Annotated in this window: 19 protein-coding genes; 7 read left to right on the forward strand and 12 right to left on the reverse strand. The window is 71.7% G+C overall.

Features of this window, described 5'->3' with window-relative positions; translation table 11 throughout:
• Positions 1–168, reverse strand: coding sequence for a DUF3117 domain-containing protein (locus ACS3YM_RS12725; RefSeq protein WP_082602897.1), 168 nt, complete (start codon positions 166–168; stop codon positions 1–3).
• Between the two features lie 185 nt (positions 169–353).
• On the opposite strand from ACS3YM_RS12725, the gene ACS3YM_RS12730 reads away from it, so the two are divergent.
• The gene (locus ACS3YM_RS12730; RefSeq protein ID WP_439936798.1) at positions 354–1169 is read left to right on the forward strand and encodes an enoyl-CoA hydratase/isomerase family protein; all 816 of its coding nucleotides are present in this window, start codon (positions 354–356) and stop codon (positions 1167–1169) included.
• A gap of 7 nt (positions 1170–1176) precedes the next feature.
• On the opposite strand, the gene ACS3YM_RS12735 is transcribed toward ACS3YM_RS12730, so the two are convergent.
• The 5 genes from ACS3YM_RS12735 to dapE are packed head-to-tail and all read right to left on the reverse strand — an operon-like array spanning position 1177 to position 4506.
• On the reverse strand, positions 1177–1947 hold the full coding sequence (locus tag ACS3YM_RS12735; RefSeq protein WP_439936799.1) for a M14 family zinc carboxypeptidase: 771 nt from the start codon (positions 1945–1947) through the stop codon (positions 1177–1179).
• A complete protein-coding gene (locus ACS3YM_RS12740) occupies positions 1947–2369 on the reverse strand; it encodes a hypothetical protein (RefSeq protein WP_439936800.1) in 423 nt (140 codons plus the stop codon). Before ACS3YM_RS12740 ends, ACS3YM_RS12735 begins: the two co-directional genes overlap by 1 nt.
• 16 nt (positions 2370–2385) lie before the next feature.
• Positions 2386–2661: a DivIVA domain-containing protein gene (locus ACS3YM_RS12745; protein ID WP_439936801.1), complete on the reverse strand. Its 276-nt coding sequence runs from the start codon at positions 2659–2661 to the stop codon at positions 2386–2388.
• A gap of 7 nt (positions 2662–2668) precedes the next feature.
• Positions 2669–3415: a TIGR00730 family Rossman fold protein gene (locus ACS3YM_RS12750; RefSeq protein WP_439939887.1), complete on the reverse strand. Its 747-nt coding sequence runs from the start codon at positions 3413–3415 to the stop codon at positions 2669–2671.
• Positions 3416–3438: 23 nt separating this feature from the next.
• Positions 3439–4506 carry a succinyl-diaminopimelate desuccinylase gene (dapE, locus tag ACS3YM_RS12755; protein ID WP_439936802.1) on the reverse strand — a complete coding sequence of 356 codons (1068 nt, stop codon included), beginning with the start codon at positions 4504–4506 and terminating at the stop codon, positions 3439–3441.
• Positions 4507–4595: 89 nt separating this feature from the next.
• Between dapE and ACS3YM_RS12760 the strand changes: the two genes are divergently transcribed.
• Complete coding sequence (locus tag ACS3YM_RS12760) at positions 4596–6494, forward strand: hypothetical protein (RefSeq protein WP_439936803.1); 1899 nt, start codon at positions 4596–4598, stop codon at positions 6492–6494.
• Positions 6495–6503: 9 nt separating this feature from the next.
• Here ACS3YM_RS12760 and ileS read toward each other — a convergent pair whose 3' ends face one another.
• Both ileS and ACS3YM_RS12770 read right to left on the reverse strand, forming a co-directional pair.
• Positions 6504–9722, reverse strand: a complete 3219-nt coding sequence (ileS, locus tag ACS3YM_RS12765; RefSeq protein WP_439936804.1) for an isoleucine--tRNA ligase — start codon at positions 9720–9722, stop codon at positions 6504–6506.
• A 401-nt stretch (positions 9723–10123) separates the two neighbouring features.
• Positions 10124–11158, reverse strand: coding sequence for a hypothetical protein (locus ACS3YM_RS12770; protein WP_439936805.1), 1035 nt, complete (start codon positions 11156–11158; stop codon positions 10124–10126).
• Positions 11159–11347: 189 nt separating this feature from the next.
• Here ACS3YM_RS12770 and ACS3YM_RS12775 point away from each other — a divergent pair, with 189 nt between their 5' ends.
• The 3 genes from ACS3YM_RS12775 to ACS3YM_RS12785 are packed head-to-tail and all read left to right on the forward strand — an operon-like array spanning position 11348 to position 13842.
• Entirely contained in the window at positions 11348–11878 is a 531-nt protein-coding gene (locus ACS3YM_RS12775; RefSeq protein ID WP_439936806.1) for a DinB family protein, read from the forward strand.
• Between the two features lie 42 nt (positions 11879–11920).
• Positions 11921–12871 carry a 2,3,4,5-tetrahydropyridine-2,6-dicarboxylate N-succinyltransferase gene (gene dapD / locus ACS3YM_RS12780; RefSeq protein ID WP_439936807.1) on the forward strand — a complete coding sequence of 317 codons (951 nt, stop codon included), beginning with the start codon at positions 11921–11923 and terminating at the stop codon, positions 12869–12871.
• 2 nt (positions 12872–12873) lie between these two features.
• Positions 12874–13842 (forward strand): hypothetical protein, encoded by a 969-nt coding sequence (locus ACS3YM_RS12785; RefSeq protein WP_439936808.1) that lies wholly within the window; start codon positions 12874–12876, stop codon positions 13840–13842.
• A gap of 8 nt (positions 13843–13850) precedes the next feature.
• Here the strand turns inward: ACS3YM_RS12785 and dapC are convergent, their stop codons facing one another.
• The gene (gene dapC / locus ACS3YM_RS12790) at positions 13851–14954 is read right to left on the reverse strand and encodes a succinyldiaminopimelate transaminase (protein ID WP_439936809.1); all 1104 of its coding nucleotides are present in this window, start codon (positions 14952–14954) and stop codon (positions 13851–13853) included.
• Entirely contained in the window at positions 14954–15280 is a 327-nt protein-coding gene (gene fdxA / locus ACS3YM_RS12795; protein WP_056604759.1) for a ferredoxin, read from the reverse strand. Before fdxA ends, dapC begins: the two co-directional genes overlap by 1 nt.
• A gap of 66 nt (positions 15281–15346) precedes the next feature.
• On the opposite strand from fdxA, the gene ACS3YM_RS12800 reads away from it, so the two are divergent.
• Positions 15347–16258, forward strand: a complete 912-nt coding sequence (locus tag ACS3YM_RS12800) for a GNAT family N-acetyltransferase (protein ID WP_439936810.1) — start codon at positions 15347–15349, stop codon at positions 16256–16258.
• Here the strand turns inward: ACS3YM_RS12800 and ACS3YM_RS12805 are convergent.
• A complete protein-coding gene (locus ACS3YM_RS12805) occupies positions 16245–17198 on the reverse strand; it encodes a DUF389 domain-containing protein (RefSeq protein WP_439936811.1) in 954 nt (317 codons plus the stop codon). The two genes, ACS3YM_RS12800 and ACS3YM_RS12805, sit on opposite strands and share 14 nt — an antisense overlap.
• A gap of 240 nt (positions 17199–17438) precedes the next feature.
• On the opposite strand from ACS3YM_RS12805, the gene aspS reads away from it, so the two are divergent.
• Positions 17439–18740: an aspartate--tRNA(Asn) ligase gene (gene aspS / locus ACS3YM_RS12810; protein ID WP_439936812.1), complete on the forward strand. Its 1302-nt coding sequence runs from the start codon at positions 17439–17441 to the stop codon at positions 18738–18740.
• A 2-nt stretch (positions 18741–18742) separates the two neighbouring features.
• Here aspS and ACS3YM_RS12815 read toward each other — a convergent pair whose 3' ends face one another.
• A complete protein-coding gene (locus ACS3YM_RS12815) occupies positions 18743–20497 on the reverse strand; it encodes a VanW family protein (protein WP_439936813.1) in 1755 nt (584 codons plus the stop codon).
• Between the last annotated feature and the right edge of the window lie 3 nt (positions 20498–20500).

Below are 20500 nucleotides of genomic sequence, written 5' to 3' on the forward strand. Positions count from 1 at the left end.
TCAGCCGACGACACCCTTGAGGGCGTCACCGAGAGCTGTCGCCTCGTCGGCGTTCAGCTCGACCACCAGCCGTCCACCACCCTCGAGCGGGACGCGCATGACGATGCCGCGTCCTTCCTTGGTGACCTCGAGCGGTCCGTCGCCCGTGCGGGGCTTCATGGCGGCCATCGGCGCACCTCTTCCTGTTCAGCCATCTTCGAGTGGATGGTGGCTCTTCACATGCGAATCGAGGCGGCTGACTCGTGCCTTGCCGCCCCGATAGGCGTCGTACAGGATTCATTATCCCTCATGACCCACGTGATCGGCACCACAGGGCGCGCGGACACCCCGCGGGCGTCGGGCAGACTGCCCCCATGACGAGCTCATCGCCCCCCGCGCAGTCCGCCCCCGTGCTTCTCGACGTCGTCGACTCGGTGGCCACGATCACCCTCAACCGGCCCGAGGCGATGAACGGTCTCGACGTCGCGACCAAGGACCTGCTGCTGGAGACGGTGCAGCAGGTGGCCGCCGACCCGACGGTGCGGTGCGTGGTGCTCACCGGCAGCGGCCGGGCCTTCTGCGTGGGCCAGGACCTCAAGGAGCACCTGGCCGGGTTGAAGGGCGACACGGAGGTGCCGCTGTCGGACACCGTCGAGAAGCACTACAACCCGATCGTGCTGGCGCTCGCGACCATGCCGAAGCCCGTGATCGCCGCCGTCAACGGCGTCGCCGCCGGGGCCGGGGCGAGCCTGGCCTTCGCGGCCGACTTCCGCATCCTCGTCGACTCGGCCGGCTACAACACCTCCTTCGCCGGGGTCGCGCTGTCGTGCGACACCGGCTCGAGCTGGACGCTGCCGCGCCTGGTCGGGACGGCCAAGGCGATGGAACTGCTCTACTTCCCTCGCACCGTCTCCGCCCAGGAGGCCCTCGAGCTCGGGCTGGCCACGCAGGTCGTCACGGCGGGCGACTTCGCGAACGCCGTCGGCGAGCTCGCCGCCCGGCTCGCTGCCGGGCCGACCGTCGCGTTCGGGTCCATCCGGCAGGCGGTCGCGCACTCGGCGGCCCACGCGCTGGACGACTCGCTCGCCTTCGAGGCCGAGAAGATGGCGCTCACGGGCGGCACCGAGGACCACCTCGCCGCGGTGGACGCCTTCGTGGCCAAGGAGAAGCCGGTCTTCCAGGGTCGCTAGGAGCGCGTCACCGGGCGGTGCGGTGCGCGCCGAGCACGTCGAGCACCTGGCGGGGTGCCTGCACGACCATCCGGTGCCGCGGCGGACGGCTGCCGTACTCGACGGTGAGCGCGGAGCCGCGGAACCGGTGGTTGAACCACATCGTCATGGTGCCGTGGCACCGGCCGCCGCAGTCGAGCGACGTACGCGGCAGGCGCAGTGCGCGGGCCAGGCGACGGGCGAACCGCGGGTCCTTGGTGTCGGTGTCCACGCCGTGGAGCGGCTGGTGGAAGCTGATCACCCGCTTCGGGTCGATCTCCTCGAGGAACGCCATCACCGCGCGGGTCTCGGGCTCGCTGGCCGGTCGCGGACCGGACTCGTGGCTGCCGTCGAGGTCGGTCCACCGGTAGGGGAAGTTGCGGTTGAGGTCGACGCCGCGGGCGTTGCGGCGCGAGCCCCGGGCCAGGCCGTCGGGGTTGTAGGTCGGGACCACCCACAGGTCGATCCCCCGCACGGGTCGGCCGTCGCGGAGGGTCTCCAGGATCCTGCGGGTGTGCGGCTCGTTGCCGTGCATCGTGGAGATCAGCACCATCCGCCGCTTGCCCGGCTCCCCCAGCCGCCAGGCTCGGATCGGGCGGCCCTTCACGGAGTGCCCGATGGTGCGGGCCTCGACCACGGCGGGGCGATCGCCCGCGCCCGCCTCGACGGAGTGGGCCGGCGCCGTCGCCAGGAGGCCGGACGCCATCAGCGCGACGGTCACGAGCGACGTGCCGAGCGACGTGCCGAGAAGGCGGCCCATCAGACAGCGGCGGTGAGGTAGGCGTAGGTGAAGACGAGGACGCCCACCACCATGCCGAGGTGGGCCAGGAGGGACAGGCCCGGGCCGTCGCTCCAGCCGTCACCCGCCGCCTCGGGCACGTGCCGGCCCTTCGCCGGCAGCCAGCGGGCGAGGATGAGCACGCCGCAGATGGCCGTCACCCACCACGACGCGATCGCCAGGATGCCGACCAGAGGTCCTCCGACCAGGGAGTCCTCCGGCGCGACGAGGACGCCGAGCCACAGGACGAGCGCGACGATCCCGGCCACGAAGTGGACGACCGGGACCCGGGGGCTGATGGAGAAGCGGCCGGCCGCGCCCTCGCCGTGGAGGCGCAGACGGGTCAGCACGATCGCCACGGCGGCCAGGGCCGTGAGGATCCACACGACGATCGGGAACGACATGTCGGAGGAGTCTGCCCTAGGCGGGACCGGCGCCGCCAGACGAGTCGTCGCGGTCCTCCAGCTCGGCGGCGAGCCGCGCCAGCACGGCGTCGACGTCGGACATCCGGTAGCCGCGCAGCGCCAGGGGGAACCGCACGGTGCGCAGGTCCTCAGCCGCAAGGGGCCGGCCCTCGGGCAGGGCGAGGTCGGGACGGTCGTCGTACGCCGGAGCCATCGAGCCGCCGCGCCCGGAGGCCACCATCGCGACGCCTGCCATGGCGAGGACGATCAGGACGGCGAAGAGCCACATCATCGACGGCTCACTCGGGCCGCTCGGGAGAGGGTGTGGGCCAGCGGTTCTCGCGGGCCGCGACCATCAGGCTCACCGCCTCGTCGACGTCGTCGGTCAGCACCATCATGTCGAGGTCGGCCGGGTTGATCTTGCCCTCGGACAGCACCGTCTCGCGCAGCCAGTCGAACATGCCCTTCCAGTAGTCCGTGCCGATGAGCACGATCGGGAACGACGTGACCTTGCGGGTCTGCACGAGGGTGAGCGCCTCGAAGAGCTCGTCGAGGGTGCCCAGGCCGCCGGGGAGGACCACGAAGCCCTGGGAGTACTTGACGAACATGGTCTTGCGGGCGAAGAAGTAGCGGAAGTTGATGCCCTTGTCGACCCACTGGTTGAGCCCCGACTCGAAGGGCAGCTCGATGCCGAGCCCGACGCTGACGCCGCCGATCTGGCAGGCGCCCTTGTTGGCGGCCTCCATGGCGCCCGGGCCGCCGCCGGTGATCACGGCGAAGCCCGCCTCGGCCAGCTTGCGCCCGGCCTCCTCCGCGACCGCGTAGTGCGGGTGGTCGGCCGACGTGCGGGCCGACCCGAAGACGGCGATGGCCGGCCCGAGCTCGGCGAGCGCGCCGAAGCCCTCGACGAACTCAGCCTGGATCCGGAGCACGCGCCACGGATCGGTGTGCAACCAGTCAGTGGAGCCCCTCGAGTCGAGCAAGCGCTGGTCGGTCGTGCTGCCGTCGTGGATCTGCCCACGGCGCTCGATGACCGGACCCCTCATGCGGTCGGTCGCGCGGTTGTTCGTCACGCCAGGTCTCCCCTCAGCCAGTCCTTGAGGATGCGCTCGCACCGCTCGATGTGCTCGGTCGGCACGTGCTCGTCCTGCTTGTGCGCGAACATCGGGTCCCCCGGGCCGAAGTTCACGGCCGGGACACCGAGCCTGGTGAACTGCGCGACGTCGGTCCAGCCGAACTTCGGCTTGGCCTCACCGCCCACGGCGTCCACGAACGCCTTGGCGGCCGGGCGGTCGAGACCCGGCAGCGCGCCTGCGGCCATGTCGGTCACGGTGACGTCGTAGCCCTCGAAGAAGTCGCGGACGAACGCCTCGGCGTCGGCCTCGCTGCGGTCGGGGGCGAAGCGGAAGTTGACCTCCACGACGCACTCGTCGGGGACCACGTTGCCGGCGACGCCCCCGCGGATCCCGGTGGCGTTGAGCCCCTCGTGGTAGGTCAGCCCGTCGATCTCCGGCTGGCGGGCCTCGTAGTCGTTGAGGCGGGCCAGGATCGGGGCGGCGCGGTGGATCGCGTTGACGCCCATCCAGCTGCGGGCCGAGTGCGAGCGCTCGCCGGTGGTGCGTACGTCGACGCGCAGCGTGCCCTGGCAGCCGGCCTCGATCGCGGCGTTGCTCGGCTCCATCAGGATCGCGAAGTCTCCTTCGAGCAGGTCGGGGTCGCTCTCGGTGAGCTTGCGCAGCCCGTTGTGGACCGAGTCGACCTCCTCGGCCTCGTAGAAGATGAAGGTGAGGTCGCGGTTGGGCTCGGCCAGGTCTGCGGCGAGCTTGAGCATCACCGCGTCGCCGCCCTTCATGTCGCACGTGCCGAGGCCGTGCAGGACGCCGTCCTCACGACGGGCGGGCAGGTTGTCGTTGAGCGGCACCGTGTCGAGGTGGCCGGCGATCACGACCCGCTCGCCGCGTCCCAAGTCGGTGCGGGCGACCACGGTGTGACCGCGTCGGGTGACCGTGAGGTGCGACAGCCCGCCCAGGGCGGCCTCGACCGCGTCGGCGATCTCCTGCTCGTGGTGGCTGACCGAGAAGATGTCGACGAGCTGCTCGGTGAGGGTGACGCCGTCGGCGGAGAGATCGAGCTTCATGTCGTCAATACAACCAGTAGGGCTCCGCGCGCGTCATAGGGTCACCACTGCGCCGGTACGGCCCGGCGCCCAGGACACGGGGGAACCACATGACGCGACTCGTCAGGCACGTCATCTTCTTGCTCGCGACGGGGCTGGTGGGCGCTGCCCTCGTCGCGCCCCCTGCCGGCGCCGCACCCACGTGGCGGCCGGTGACCAACCTCTTCGCCGACCTCTCGTCGCCCGGCGGGTCTGCACAGACGCCGGCGGTCGCCGTGGACGCCGCGGGCAACGCGACCGTGGTCTGGTCGCGCTACAACGGCACCCAGGTCGTGGCGCAGGCGTCGACCCGGCCCGTCGGCGGCACCTGGAGCGCGCCGGTGGACCTCGCCGCCGGCCGGATGCTCCACGTCCCGCAGCTCGCCGTCGACGCGGCGGGCAACGCGACTGCCGTGTGGCGACGCGTGGAGGCGGACCGCAGCGTCGTACAGGCCGTCTCGCGGCCGGCGGGTGGAGCGTGGAGCGCCCCGGTCGACCTCTCCGTGGACACGGTCGTCGACCCGTCCCAGCTGCCCGACTTCCCGCAGGTCGCGGTCGACGCGTCCGGCACCGTCACCGCCACCTGGTCGCACCGTGAGTCCACCACGTACGTCGTGCAGTCAGCCACGCGGACGGCCGCGGGCAGCTGGTCCGCCCCGGCCGACCTCTCCACCGCGGGCGCGTCCGCGCGGACGACGGACGTCGCCGTCGACCCCGCCGGCAACACCACCGCGACCTGGGTCTCCGGGTCGTCCGTCCAGGCCGCCAGCCGACCCGTCGGAGGGTCCTGGACAGCTCCGGTCGAGCTTTCCGGATCGGCCGGGCCGCGCGCGAACCCACGGGTCGTGGTCGACCCGGCCGGCACCGCCACGGCGATCTGGGGCAGCTTCGCGGGCACCGCCTACGGCGTCCAGACCGCGTCCCGTCCGCTCGGCGGCGTGTGGACCGCTCCGCTCGACCTGGCCCGCGGGGAGGTCTTCGACACCCCGGCGCTCGCGGTCGACCGCCAGGGCACCGCCACCGCGGTCTGGCAGCAGCACGACACCTCGGGCTGGATCGTCACGAGCGCGACCCGCGCGGCCGGGAGCGCCTGGAGCACGCCGGTCGCCCTCTCGACGCCCGCGCGCGACTCGTGGGACCCGCAGGTCGGCGTCGACGCCTCCGGCACCGCCACCGCGCTCTGGTCCCGCGCCGACGACGACGGTCGTGTCGTCGAGGCCGCTCGGCGTCCTGCCGGTGGCGAGTGGTCCGAGCCCACCGACCTGTCCGCCGGCGGCGACGCCTGGCACCCGCAGGTCGCGATCGACCCCGCCGGCAACGCGACCGCTGCGTGGTCGCGCAACGACGGGAGGAGCTGGATCGTCCAGGCCCGCGGCCTCGACGCAGCCGGTCCGGTCGTCACCGAGATCACCGGCGCGACCTCCCGCACGTCCGGGCGGGCTCGCGCCTACTCGGTGAAGGCCCATGACGTGTGGTCGCGGGTCGCCTCCGCCCGCTGGACCTTCCCTGACGGCACCACTGCCACCGGCGCCTCGGTGTCCTGGGCCGGCAACCGCTCGGGCTCGGTCCGCGTGGTGCTCACCGACAGCGTCGGCAACGCGACCGCCTGCACCTACACGGGCACGTTCGCCTGCAGGCCGACCACCCGGGTCGCGCCCTCCATCACCCGGGCCACCCTCGACCGCCATCGGATCCGCGCCGTCGGTTCGGACGCGCGCGTGGCCGAGAAGGCCAAGGCGACCATGACGCTGAACACCGACGCCAGGGTGACCTTCACCTTCCGGAAGGCCGGCAGCAGGCCGGTCCGGCTGGTGAGGCGGCTGGACGCGGGTCGCAACGTCGTCGCGATCCGCGCCCGGCTCGGCGCCGGCAAGGTGCTGGCACCGGGTCGCTGGAAGGTCGTCGTCACCGCCAGGAACAAGGTCGGCACGAGCCCGAAGGAGAAGCTCCGCCTCCGGGTCGTGCGCTGAGGCGTCGGCTCAGGCCTTCGCCACGTCGACGGAGACGTCGGCGCCCTCGGCGTACGTCACCGAGGTCGCGAGGGTCTCCTCGGCGATCAGCGCCTCGTGGGTCCGCGCGGCGTCGAGCGTCGCGGCCGGTGCGGACAGCGTCAGCGCGATCCGGTCGCTCACCTGCAGCCCGGCGTCCTTGCGGGCCTGCTGCACCGCGCGCACCAGGTCGCGGGCGGTGCCCTCGGCCTCGAGCTCGGGCGTCACCGCGGTGTCGAGCACGACGAACCCGCCGCGCGGCAGCATGCCGATCGCGGTGTCGTCGTCGGAGGTCCCGGCGACGGTCTCGAGGGTGTACTCCCCCTCGACGAGCGCGAGCCCGCCCGCCGTGACCGTCCCGTCCTCGGCGACCGACCAGTCGCCCGACTTCGAGCCCTTGATGGCGAGCTGGACGTCCTTGCCCAGTCGCGGACCGGCGGCGCGGGCGTTGACCGTGAGCCGCTGCGAGACGCCGTACGACGTCGCTTCCGGCGCGTCGGGCGCGAGCACGGTCACGGCCTTCAGGTTGAGCTCGTCGGCGATGAGCGAGGTGAAGTCGGCGAGGTCGCCCTCGGCGACCACCGTGAGCCCCGAGAGCGGCAGGCGGTTGCGGAGGTTGGCCGCCTTGCGCAGCGCCGAGCCGGCCGAGCAGACGTCGCGGACGGTGTCCATGGACGCCACGAGGTCCTCGTCGAGCGGCAGGGAACCGGCGTCCGGCCAGTCGGTCAGGTGCACCGAGCGCTCGCCGGTGAGGCCGCGCCACACCTCCTCGGTCGTCAGGGGCATGAGCGGGGCGGTGAGCCGGCAGACCACCTCGAGCACCGTGTAGAGGGTGTCGAACGCGTCGGCGTCCTCGTCCCAGAAGCGCTCGCGCGAGCGACGGATGTACCAGTTGGTCAGCACGTCGAGGAAGCTGCGCGTCGAGTCGCACGCCGCGGCGACCTCGTAGTTGTCGAGCTGGTCGGTCATCGCGGCGACGTAGTCACGCAGCTTGGCCAGGATGTAGCGGTCCATCGGGTGGCTGCTGTCGGTCCGCCAGACGGCGTCGTGTCCAGCGCCGTCGCCCGCCGCGTTGGCGTACAGGCTGAAGAACGACCAGCTGTTCCACAGCGGGATGAGCACCTGCCGCACCGAGTCGCGGATGCCCTGCTCGGTCACGACGAGGTTGCCGCCGCGCAGGATCGGGCTCGACATGAGGAACCAGCGCATCGCGTCGGCGCCGTCGCGGTCGAAGACCTCGCGGACGTCGGGGTAGTTGCGCAGGGACTTCGACATCTTCTGGCCGTCGTTGCCGAGCACGATGCCGTGGCTCAGGCACGTGGAGAACGACGGCCGGTCGAAGATCGCGCCGGCCAGGACGTGCATCGTGTAGAACCAGCCGCGGGTCTGGCCGATGTACTCCACGATGAAGTCACCGGGGAAGTGGTGCTCGAACCAGTCCTTGTTCTCGAACGGGTAGTGCACCTGGGCGAAGCTCATCGAGCCCGAGTCGAACCACACGTCGAGGACGTCGGTGACGCGGCGCATGGTGGACTTGCCGGTCGGGTCGTCGGGGTTGGGTCGGGTCAGCTCGTCGACGAAGGGCCGGTGCAGGTCGGGGTTGCCGTCCTTGTCGCGCGGCAGCCGGCCGAAGTCGCGCTCGATCTCCTCGAAGGAGCCGTAGACGTCGACGCGGGGGTGGTGCTCGTCGTCGGACTTCCACACCGGCACCGGGCTGCCCCAGAAGCGGTTGCGGGTGATCGACCAGTCGCGGGCGTTCTCCAGCCACTTGCCGAACTGGCCGTCCTTGATGTGCTCGGGGACCCAGCGGATCTCCTGGTTGAGCGCCATCAGGCGCTCCTTGACCTTGGTCACCTCGACGAACCACGAGGAGACGCCCTTGTAGATGAGCGGCTGCCGGCAGCGCCAGCAGTGCGGGTAGGAGTGGTCGTAGGTCTCGCGCCGCACGAGCACGGTGCCGGGCGTGACGGAGCCGGCCGCCTCGCCCTTGGTGGCGGCCTTGAGGTGGTCGATGATCTGGAGGTTGGCGTCGAAGACCTGCATGCCCTCGTAGTCGGCGACCGGGAACGTGAAGCGCCCGTCCTTGCCGACCGGCATGACGGCCTCGATGCCCTCGCGGTCGGTGACGACCTTGTCGTCCTCACCGAAGGCGCCGGCGGTGTGCACCAGCCCGGTACCGTCCGTGGTCGTGACGAACTCGGCGGGGACGAGGCGGAAGGCCCGGTCGTGGCCGGCGTAGTAGTCGAAGGCGGGCGCGTAGGTGCGCCCGACCAGGTCGACGCCCTTGTGGCGGGAGACGATCGTGGGCTCGTCGGCGTCGGGGTAGAGCTCGCGCTTGTACGACGCCACGCGGGCGTCGGCGAGCAGGTAGCGCTCGGGCTTGCCGGTGGGCACGTCGGACTCCACGACGACGTACTCGATGTCCTCGCCCACCATCACGGCGAGGTTGGACGGCAGGGTCCACGGAGTCGTGGTCCAGACGAGCACCAGCGTGCCGGCGAGCTCGTCGTCGTCGCCCTCCGAGGTCATCCGGAAGCCGACGGTGACCGCCGGGTCCTGCCGCACCTGGTAGACGTCGTCGTCCATGCGCAGCTCGTGGTTGGACAGCGGCGTCTCGTCCTGCCAGCAGTAGGGCAGCACACGGAAGCCCTCGTAGACCAGACCCTTCTCGTGCAGCTGCTTGAAGGCCCAGATGACCGACTCCATGAACTCCGGGTTCATGGTGCGGTAGTCGTTGTCGAAGTCGACCCAGCGAGCCTGGCGGGTGACGTAGTCGCGCCACTCGCCGGTGTACTTCAGCACCGACTGGCGGCAGGCCTCGTTGAACTTCTCGATGCCGAGCTCGACGATCTCGTCGGTCGTCTTGATGCCGTTGAGGCGCATCGCCTCGAGCTCGGCCGGCAGCCCGTGGGTGTCCCAGCCGAAGCGGCGCTCGACCTTGCGCCCGCGCATCGTCTGGTAGCGCGGGATGAGGTCCTTGACGTATCCGGTCAGCAGGTGGCCGTAGTGCGGCAGGCCGTTGGCGAAGGGCGGGCCGTCGTAGAAGACGAACTCGTTGCCGCCGTCCTCGCCGGCCTCGCGCTGCTCGACGCTCGCCCGGAAGGTGTCGTCGGACTCCCAGTAGGCGAGCACCGCCTCCTCGATCGCCGGGAAGCGTGGGCTGCTGGCGACGGTGGTGGCGTCGGTGTGGCTGACCTTGGGGTACGTCATGGGATTCGCTCGACTCTCGACTCGTGGCTTCCATCCACGAGGACGATCGGGCGACCGCGGTACCACCTCGCTTGGGATCCGGGGATCCCCGCTTCGTTGCGGCTGTGTCGGGCCGTACCCGTCGGGTTCTACTGGGGCCGCGGCCGGGTCGCCGCGCCTGTTCTTCCCGAGGCTCGCCGCTGATGACGGCTCAGACGCCTGTGGCGATCGTACGGCGCCCGCGCGAGGCCGCGCCAATCGGTTACGGGCCGGAGCTCCCCCGGGGCTGGGCCCCGTCCCCGGGGCGGGGGTAGTCCACCGGGTTCGTGCGGGTAGTCCACCGGCAAAGGGTCGTCAGCGAGGCGATCCAGCAGCCAGAACCCGGTGGAGTACCCCGGCAGCCGACAGAACGCTCACCCCGGTCACGCGGTACGGCGGTAGCGCAGGAACCGCGACCGCTGGTCGTCGTTCAAGGCGCGACGCAGCTCGACGGTGTGGGTCGGACTCCACCATGCGGGCTGCTCGAGGGTCCACGTACGTGCTACTGAGGCGCGAGCGGCCCTACCCGCAGCTGCCGACAAACGCGCCGTGAAGTCGTCGAGGTCGCTCCAGTCGGTGACGAGCATCGTGACCGTCTCGAGCCCGTGATCACGGAACGCGGCGTCCTTCTTCACGTCGGTCGCCGTGCCCACGAGGGTGATGTGGTCGGACCCGTTGTACTGCCCGATGAGGCCGAGATCGGGTTGGATGAGGTCAGGCGTCCCGACATGACGCCCGTCCAGCGTGAAGACCGGGCGGTTGCACAGCAGTCGGCTGATCCCCGCTCTCCTCCACACGCCTCGCATCTTCGTCTCGCGGGGCGACCACGAGTTCTCGTCCGCCAGCAGGAGTGCGTCGCGGGCTCGCTGGATCCCGGTCACCGGACCGAGAGATGCGACGTGTGCCGCGACCTCGGCGATGGAGACGAGGTCGGAGTAGCAGGCCATGTCGAGCGCAGCCACCGCGTCGCCCAGAGTGGCGGCACAGCGCATCTCACGGACCACCGAGCAGACCTCGAGCGTCACCGGCACGGTGTCGACCACCACGATCTGGTGGGGATGGAGGAACTCCTGGCTGATCGTGGCGCCCGGCGGTGCGGCCCGATCTCGCCGCGCAAGCAGTGGGACGTCGAGCAGCTCGGCGTACCCGTCCAGGCCGTCGAACCACGCGCCTCCGAGCCATCGCAGCGCGGCCCAGCCGGTCACCGCCTCATCCTTGCGGAGGACGGCAGCTGCCTCGACGATCCGCTGGTCGGGCGTCGGCTCGACGCTGGACGGGACGTGAAGCCCTTGGCTGGTACGCCGCCACCCGGGCCCGCGCGCCTGCCCCCGCGTCGGGCCCGTCAGGCCGTCGGGGTCGACGCGCACCGGGGCCACCAGTCGCGATCGACGTACGTGAAGGGGCGTGGGCTCGAACATGACCGGGACATTCCCGCTGCGGGCCGTTCCAGCAGGTCATCCACAGGGCAGTCCAGTGGAAGCTCGACCTCCCTGGGTAGTCCACCGGGTTTCTGGCTGGTAGTCCACCGGAAACTGGTCGTCGTTGGCGGTATCTGGCAGCCATATCCCGGTGGACTACGCAGGACGGGCTGCGGTTGGGTGGCCACCATGAACTTCGACGGCATGTGGCTGCCCCACGACCAGGACCCGCGGATGCAGACGGGCCAGACACGGGGTGAGCGGGAGTGCCTGGTCGGCTACCTCGAGCACTACCGCCAGACCCTGGCGCTGAAGTGCGACGGGCTGTCGGCCGAGCAGCTGGGCAGCAAGGCGGTGCCGCCGTCCAACATCTCCCTCCTCGGGCTGGTGCGGCACATGGCCCGGGTGGAGCAGAGCTGGTTCCGCCGGGTGATCGAGGCCCGGATGGACATCCCGCGGCTGTTCCAGGACGAGGACGCCGGCTTCGACTTCCCGGAGCCCGACGAGGACCTGGTCCGGGCCAGCCACGCGCTGTGGCAGTCCGAGATCGCCTACGCGCGGGACGTGCTCGAGCGCACCGACCTCGACACCGTCGTGGACGTGCACGGCGAGCCGTCGGAGGTGCGCGACATCGTCGTCCACATGATCGAGGAGTACGCCCGCCACTGCGGGCACGCCGACCTCGTCCGCGAGTGCGTGGACGGCCGCACCGGGCAGTAGGCCACCACCCCGCCGGATGGGGTGCTTCCGTAGGCTGTGCCGGTGACTGCTGCCTCCGGCTACGGCCTGCTGACCATCCACTCGGGACCCACTGGCGAGACCGTCCTCGACGCCTGGTTCCCCTCCCCCGTCCTCGGGGCGACCGAGGGCGGCCCGTCGGAGGAGCTCGCCTTCCTCGACGGCGGTCACGACGACCTGCGCGGCGTCACCCGCGAGGTCCGCCTGGTCGAGATCGCCGACCTCGACGCCGCCCCGGCGTCGACCGAGGACGTCTGGCTGCGCCTCCACCTGCTCTCGCACCGCCTGGTCCGGCCCCACGGGCTCAACCTCGACGGCATCTTCGGCCTGCTCGCCAACGTCGTGTGGACCTCCGCCGGCCCGTGCGCCGTCGAGGGCTTCGAGCAGGTGCGCGCCAGGCTGCGCACCGTCGTACCCGGGCACGTCGTGCAGGTCTTCGGCGTCGACAAGTTCCCGCGGATGACCGACTACGTCCTGCCCACCGGCGTACGCATCGCCGACGCCGACCGCGTCCGCCTCGGCGCCCACCTGGCCGAGGGCACGACCGTCATGCACGAGGGCTTCGTGAACTTCAACGCCGGCACGCTCGGCGCCTCGATGGTCGAGGGCCGGATCTCGGCCGGCGTCGTCGTCGGCGACGGCTCCGACATCGGGGGTGGCTCCTCGATCATGGGCACCCTGTCCGGCGGCGGCAAGGAGACCATCTCGGTCGGCGAGCGCTGCCTCATCGGCGCCAACGCCGGCATCGGCATCTCGCTCGGCGACGACTGCGTCGTCGAGGCCGGGTGCTACGTCACGGCCGGCACCAAGGTGACGGTCAAGGACATGGACGGCAAGCCGCAGGTGGTGAAGGCCGCCACCCTGTCGGGGGTCGACAACGTGCTGTTCCGCCGCAACTCGGTCAGCGGCGCCATCGAGGGCGTGCCGTGGAAGGGCGAGGGCATCGCCCTCAACGCGGCCCTGCACGCCAACTAGCGATGCCGTCCCTGAGGACGGCCGCCGTCGCAGTCGTGGTGGCCATCGGCGCGGTGGCCACCGCTGTCGTGCTCGTGGACCGCGGCGGCGTCCCCGCCATCCTCGACACCAGCGGCTGCACCGCCGAGGTCGGGGGCCACACCGTCGAGATCGACCTCGAGCAGGCCGAGAACGCGGCCCTCATCGCGGCCGTCTCGATCAAGCGCGGCATGCCGGCGCGCGCGGCGAGCATCGCCCTGGCCACGGCCTTCCAGGAGTCGAAGCTCTACAACATCGAGTTCGGCGACCGCGACTCCGTCGGCCTGTTCCAGCAGCGCCCGTCGCAGGGCTGGGGCACCGTCGAGCAGCTGCTCGACCCGGTCTACGCCACCAACGCGTTCTACGACGCCCTGGCCAGGATCGACGGCTACCGCGAGATGGAGATCACCGAGGCCGCGCAGGCGGTGCAGCGCTCGGCCTACCCGGAGGCGTACGCCGACCACGAGGAGGACGGCCGCGCCCTCGCCTCCGCCCTCACCGGCAACTCGGCGCGCGCGATGTGGTGCGACGTGCCGGGCGACGCCGACGAGGCCTCCGACGACCTCGACGAGACCGGCCTCGTCGCGCGCGCCACCGTCGTACGCCGGGACCTCGAGGAGCGCTTCGGCACGCTGTCGCTCGGCGGGTTCGAGCCGCAGGGGGTCTCGAGCGGGCACATGGAGGGATCGGCTCACTACGAGGGGCGCGCGATCGACGTCTTCTTCCGTCCGATCAGCGCGGAGAACACGCAGCGGGGCTGGGCGCTGGCCACCTACCTCGTCGCCAACGCCGACCGCCTCGACATCAAGACGCTGATCTTCGACGACCGCATCTGGCACGCGGGCTCCCGCTCGGACGACGGGTGGACCGACTACCGGGTGCCGTCGTCCTCACGCGGCGACCGGGCGATCCTCGAGCACCGCGACCACGTCCACGTCGACGTCTTCGACTGAGGGTCGTCTCAGCCCGCGAGGCGGGCGACCGCGACGTCGATGCGCTCGTCCGTCGCAGTGAAGGCCACGCGCACGTGCTGCCGGCCGGCGACGCCGTAGAACTCACCCGGCGCGACAAGGATGCCCTTCTCCGCGAGGTCGCCGACGGTCCTCCAGCAGTCCTCGTCCCGCGTCGCCCAGAGGTAGAGCGAGGCCTCGGAGTGGTCGATGGTGAAGCCGGCGACCAGAAGGGCCTCCTTCAGCTTCGCCCGGCGCGCGGCGTAGAGCGCGTGCTGCGCGTCCACGTGGGCGTCGTCGTCGAGGGCCGCGATCATCGCGCGCTGCTGCGGGCCGGGCATCTGGAGGCCGAGGTTCTTGCGGACCGCCAGCAGCTCGCCCACCAGGGCCGGGTCGCCGGCCACGAAGGCGCAGCGGTAGCCGGCGAGGTTGGAGCGCTTGGAGAGCGAGTGGACGGCGAGGAGGCCGTCGAGGGAGCCGCCGTTGACCTGCGGGTCGAGGATCGACAGCGGCCGCTCACCCTCCCACGCGCACTCGATGTAGCACTCGTCGGAGACCAGGATCGTGCCGCGCTCGCGTGACCAGTCGACGACCTTGCGCAGGTGGTCGAGCGGCAGCACCCGGCCGCTGGGGTTGGCCGGGCTGTTGATCCACAGCAGCTCGGGCGTGCGGGGGCCGAACGAGGTCAGCGAGTCGGTGGCGAGGCTCTCCGCGCCGGCCAGCGCCGCGCCGACCTCGTAGGTCGGGTAGGCCAGGGCCGGGTAGCCGATGAGGTCACCGGCGCCGATGCCGAGGTGGACGGCCATCGAGCCGATCAGCTCCTTGGAGCCGATGACCGGCAGCACGCCGTCCAGGCCGAGGCCGGTCACGCCGTGGCGGCGCGCCAGCCAGTCGATCGCCGCCTGGCGGGTGGCCTCGAGGCCGATCGTCGTCGGGTAGCCCGGCGAGTCGGCCGCGGCCCGCAGCGCCTCCTGCACGACGGCGGGCGTCGGGTCGACCGGGGTGCCGATCGACAGGTCGCAGACCCCGTCGGGGTGCGCGCGCGCCGTCGCGGCGTGGGTCGTGAGCTTGTCCCAGGGAAAGTCCGGGAGCCGGCCGGAGACCGGCTGCAGCATCACTCGTCGTGCTCCTGCGGGGGCAGCGCTGCGACGAGCTCGTGGTCCTTGTCGATGACACCCATCTTGGCGGCGCCACCCGGCGAGCCGAGGTCGTCGAAGAAGTGGACGTTGGCGTCGTAGTAGCCCTTCCACTCCTCCGGGGTGTCGTCCTCGTAGAAGATCGCCTCGACCGGGCAGACCGGCTCGCAGGCACCGCAGTCGACGCACTCGTCGGGGTGGATGTAGAGCATCCGCTTGCCCTCGTAGATGCAGTCGACGGGGCACTCGTCGACGCACGCGCGGTCCTTGAGGTCGACGCACGGCTGGGCGATGACGTAGGTCACCAGGTCCTCCTGAACACGGGTGGGGCACGGATGGGGGAAGGTGTCGCTTCACTCTAGTATCCGGGAGTGCCTGATCCGTCAGAACCCCACACCGTGGGCAGCCACACGCTCGGACCCCACCTGGTCGGGCAGCGGATCGTGGTCCGGCACCTGCTTCCCGACGGCCGCGCGAGCGACGTCCTGGGCACGTGTACGGCGTGGGGCGCGGACTCGCTCACCATCGATCGCGACGGCCACGGACCCGTCGTGGTCGCGCTGGCCGACGTGGTGACCGGCAAGCCGGTGCCGCCGCGCGCGTCCGTGCGGGCGCGCGTCCCCGCGCGCGAGGTGGAGCTGCGCATCGGGGCCTTGTGGACCTCGCTCGAGACCGAGCCACTGGGCGACTGGGTGCTGCGCGCCTCCCCTCCGCACGGAGGACGGCTGCGGCGCCGAGGCAACTCCGCGCTCGCGATGGACGATCCGGGCATCGGCTGGGGCGACGCCGTCTGGCGGGTGCGCGAGTTCTACGCCGCGCGCGAGCAGCCGGCGTACATCCAGGTGCAGCGCGGGTCGCAGGTGGAGGAGAGGCTCGCGCCGCTGGGCTTCACCTCGCGCGGGGACGGCGACGCCCACGCGCAGCTGGCGTCGGTGGCCCGCGCGCTCCGGTCCGTACGCCGCTCCGCCCCCGACGCGCCCGTCGAGCTCGAGGAGTCGCCGACCGCCGTGACCGTGCGCCTCCATGCAGGCGCCGCGACCGGGCGCGGCGTGCTCTCCGGCGACTGGCTGCTCGTCGAGGGCCTCGTCGTCGAGCCGGCCCGTCGGCGGCGTGGGCTGGCCACGGCCGTGCTCGGGGAGGTGCTCGACTGGGGCGCGTCGCGCGGCGCGACCACGGCGCTGCTGCACGTCGAGACGGACAACGCAGGCGCGGTCGCCCTCTACGAGAAGCACGGCTTCGTGACCCACCACACCAACCGCTACCTCACCTTCAGGGGCGACTGAAGAGGCGCTGCGACGCCTTCAGGACGCGGTTCCACAGCAGGCGCTGCAGGACAAGCACGACCACGCCCGCGACGAGCATCCCGGCGACGTTGAGGCCGAGCTGGGCCAACGACCCACGGACCTCCGACGGCGCCCAGGTGCCGAGCGCGACGGCCAGGTTGCCGGCCGCGGGGACCGTGGTCACCGAGATGAACACGCCCACCATGGCGTTGGCCCGGGCCGTGGTCAGGGCGAGGACGCCGGCCGCACCGGCGATCAGCGCCACGATGAACGACCAGCGGTCGGGGTGCCAGATGAACCCGGTCTGGGGGCGCGGGCGCGTCACCATGTCGGTGGTCACCAGCCCGGTCGCCGCGGCGAGCAGGCTGAGCAGGGCCACCGTCGCGATGGCGAGCACGAAGCTGAGCACGAGCAGGCGCAACGCCCGCACGGTGAGCCCGGCGTGCCCGAACACCAGACCTGTGGCGATGGCGGCCACCGTCGTGAACTCGGGCCCGACCACCATGGCCCCGATCACCAGGACCGAGGAGTCGGTGACGACCGCGATGGCAGCGAGCAGCGTGGCGAGCACCAGGAAGACGTGGAAGGAGACCGTGGGCCGGCTCGCGGCGTAGCCCTGCTCGATCACCGACTCCCAGATCACCGCGTCGTCGGGATCGCCCGGCGCGGAGCGCTCCAGGCGCCGGGCCGCGGCGAACGGCGTCGCGGTGGGTGTCGTGACGACGATGCCGCCCACCTCGTCGAGGCCCAGGTCCTTGAGGCGGGCGAGCAGCTCGCCGACCAGCTCGCGAGCCACGTCGCACTCGACCAGGTCCCCCGCCGGCGACCGGCACGCGCCGACGGTGACCGTCAGGTTGGCCGACCGCTGGTGGTCCTCCAGCAGGGCCACGACCTCCTCGCTCAGCGCCGTCGGGACGGTGAGTCGCAGGTGCACGAGCATGGGCGGAGCCTACGGCCCGAAACTCGGTTGTCCGCGCAGCCGCGACCCTCCACGATGGGTGCCGACGACCGTGGGGCCTGACACACCCCCTGCACCCGCACCGCGCGGGGCAGAGCAGCGGACGTCCGTGCGTACGACGTCACCGACGAGAGGCCGGACCACTCCGTTCGGCAAAGGTGTGGTGGCACCGCGACCCAGCCCACCGCCCACACCTCCAGGGCCCCCTACCTGGAGGACATCATGAGAACGCTCTGCACGGACCTGACCACCACGACGCCCGGCACCGAGGTCACGCTCGAGGGCTGGGTGCACCGGCGCCGCGAGCTGTCCCGGGTCACCTTCCTCGTGCTGCGCGACCGCAGCGGGCTGGGCCAGGTGGTGCTGCCGGCCGGCACTGTGGTGCCGCCCGAGGAGACGACCGTGCGGGTCACCGGCACGGCCACCGCCAACGCTCAGGCACCGGGTGGCGTCGAGGTGACCGACGCGACCGTCGAGGCGCTGACCGAGGACGCCGCCACCCCACCGGCCGAGCTGTGGCGCCCGGGGCTGGACGTCTCGCTGCCGACGCTGCTCGACCACGCGCCCGTGCTGTGGCGCCACCCGGCCCAGCGGGCCCGGTGGGAGCTCGCAGCCGCCTCGCTCCGCGGCTTCCGCACCACGCTCGACGCGCTGGGCTTCACCGAAGTGGCGACACCGAAGCTCGTGGAGTCGGCGACCGAGTCGGGGGCCGACCTCTTCGCGGTCGACTACTTCGGCCGGCCGGCCTACCTGGCCCAGAGCCCGCAGTTCTACAAGCAGCAGCTGGTCGGCGTCCTCGAGCGGGTCTACGAGGTCGGCCCGGTCTTCCGCGCCGAGCCCCACGACACCGTCCGGCACCTCGCTGAGTACCGCTCGCTCGACGTCGAGCTCGGCTTCGTCCGCGACCACCGCGACGTGCTGGCCGTCCTGCGCGAGGTGCTCGCCGGGATGGTCGCCGCCGTGGCCTCCTGCGAGACCGCGGTCGCGCGCACCGGGGCGCGGCTGCCGGTCGTGCCGGAGGAGATCCCGGTGATCCACTTCGCCGACGCGCTCGCCCTCGTGGGCGCGCCGCCCGACGAGCACGACCTCGCACCCGAGCACGAGCGCGCCCTCGGGGCGTGGGCGCTGGCGGAGCACGGCTCCGACCTGCTCGCCGTCGAGGGCTACCCGATGGCCAAGCGACCCTTCTACACGCACGCCTGGTCTCGTGACGGCGCTGGCGCGCCTCCTCGACCACCGGGTTCGTCGGGCTGGTCCAACAGCTTCGACCTGCTTTTCCGCGGGATGGAGCTCGTGACGGGCGGGCAGCGCCTGCACCGTGCGTCGGCGTACGACGCCGCGATCCGCGCGCGCGGCGAGGACCCGGCGGCGTACGAGTCCTACCTGCAGGCCTTCCGCCACGGCATGCCGCCGCACGGCGGCTTCGCCATCGGGCTGGAGCGCTGGGTGGGCCGGCTGGTCGAGGCGGCCAACGTCCGCGAGGTCACCCTCTTCCCGCGGGACCTGCACCGGCTCACGCCGTAGGGCTACTCGTCGACGGCGTCGGGGTTGGTGCAGATGACGGTGTCGCTGGGGATGTAGGTCGTGTGGAAGACCTCGTCGTCGCGGGTCTCGTCGTTGCCGTTGACCGGGGTGAAGTAGCGGACCACGTCGATGTCGAAGCCGCCGAAGCCTTCGTTGGCGTGGCACTTGAGGGAGTCGATGCGCCGCGTCTTGTGCTTGGTCAGGTTGTAGCGCTCGCCCGTGGTGGTGGTGATGTCCCAGTACTTCGTGGAGTACATGGTCACCGTGACCTGCCCCGACGACGTCGGCGTGGAGGGGACGACCATGGTGTCGACCAGCACGCCGTAGGGGGTGTCGTTGCGGAAGCGGAGGTCGACCGAGCCCCACGCGACCGTCGCCTCGCGACCGATCGGGTAGCGGTCGATGTAGAACGAGTGCGGCTTGTGCTCGACGTCCTCGAGCCCGGCGAAGAACATCGCGTTGAACAAGGTGGTGGCCATCTGGGAGACGCCGCCGCCGAGGTCCTGGACGAGGATGCCGTCGTTGATGATGTAGCCCTTGGTGAAGCCGTTCTCCACGGTGCGCTCCCCGACGATGTCGTTGAGGGAGAAGGTCTCGCCCGGCTTGAGCACGGTGCCGTCGATGATCTCCGCAGCGCGGCCGAGGTTGACGTTGCGGTACTCCGCGTAGGGGAAGTAGGTGGAGAAGCTCGACACCTGCTCGGTGATCTGGAGGGCCTTGGCGTCCTGGGTGGTGAACTCGGGCTCGGCGACCTTGGCGGAGAGCGCGAGCGTCCGCTCGCCCTGAGGCTTGGCGACCGTGGCGAGGAAACCCGCCTCGAGCTCGGCCGGGTCGAACGTCACGCCCGGCTTGGCCGGGACGACCTGCGGCCGGCCGTCGACGAGCGCGACGGTGGCGTCGACGGGGGCGCCCTGGGTCACCCGCGCACCGACGACCTCGGTCAGCTTCGCCGGGTCGAGGGTGGGCACGAGCTCGCCGTCGGTGGGCACGAGGCTGAGGGCCGCGGTGTAGTCGGCCGGGAAGACCTTGACGTCCGAACCCTCGAACCTGAGGGTCACGGGAGCCGCGACGGCCGGTGAGGCGAAGGAGTCGAGCGCCTCCTGCACGTCACCCTGGTCGATGGCGGGCACGACGTCCGCAGTGGTCAGCGCGACCTCCGCAGGGGCGTCCTCGAGGAAGGCGGCGCGCAGCGCGGTGAGGGTGTCGCTCGGGTCGAGGGCCCTGCCGGTCCGCGCCTTCGTCGTGACGATCTGCTCGCCCTCGAACGCGACCGCCCCGTCGCGGGCCGCGGCGCCGTGCTGCTCGTCGAGCCCGGTCAGGTAGGCGTTGTAGACGGCGCTGTCGACCGTCACCTCGGCCTCGTGCGCGTCGCCCCCGGTGAAGTAGTTCCAGAGCCGCACCGGGTCCCAGCTCTCCTCGCCGCCGGCCTCGGCCACCGAGGCCTCGTAGTCGACCTGGAGGCCCATCTCGGCCGGGTCGATCGCGACCGGCGTGCCGTCGATGGTGGTGGCGATGTCACGCGCGACCTTGTCGGCGAGCCCGGCCTCGAGCCGTTGCGCGGCCTCGCCCTGGGGGTGCCCGCCGATGCGGACGCCGGAGACCGTCGTGTTGCGCGGGACCTTGTCGCCGGCGACGTAGTGCGCGGCGACGTAGAGCCCGCCGAAGAGCACCACGAGACCGACCAGCAACCACGCGACGACGGAGGCGCCCGTCTTCTCGCGAGGCTGTCCGTCAGTGCTGCTGGGGTCCTTTGCCACGCG

The sequence above is a fragment of the Nocardioides sp. N13(2025) genome, from assembly GCF_051912545.1.
Lineage (GTDB): Bacteria > Actinomycetota > Actinomycetes > Propionibacteriales > Nocardioidaceae > Nocardioides.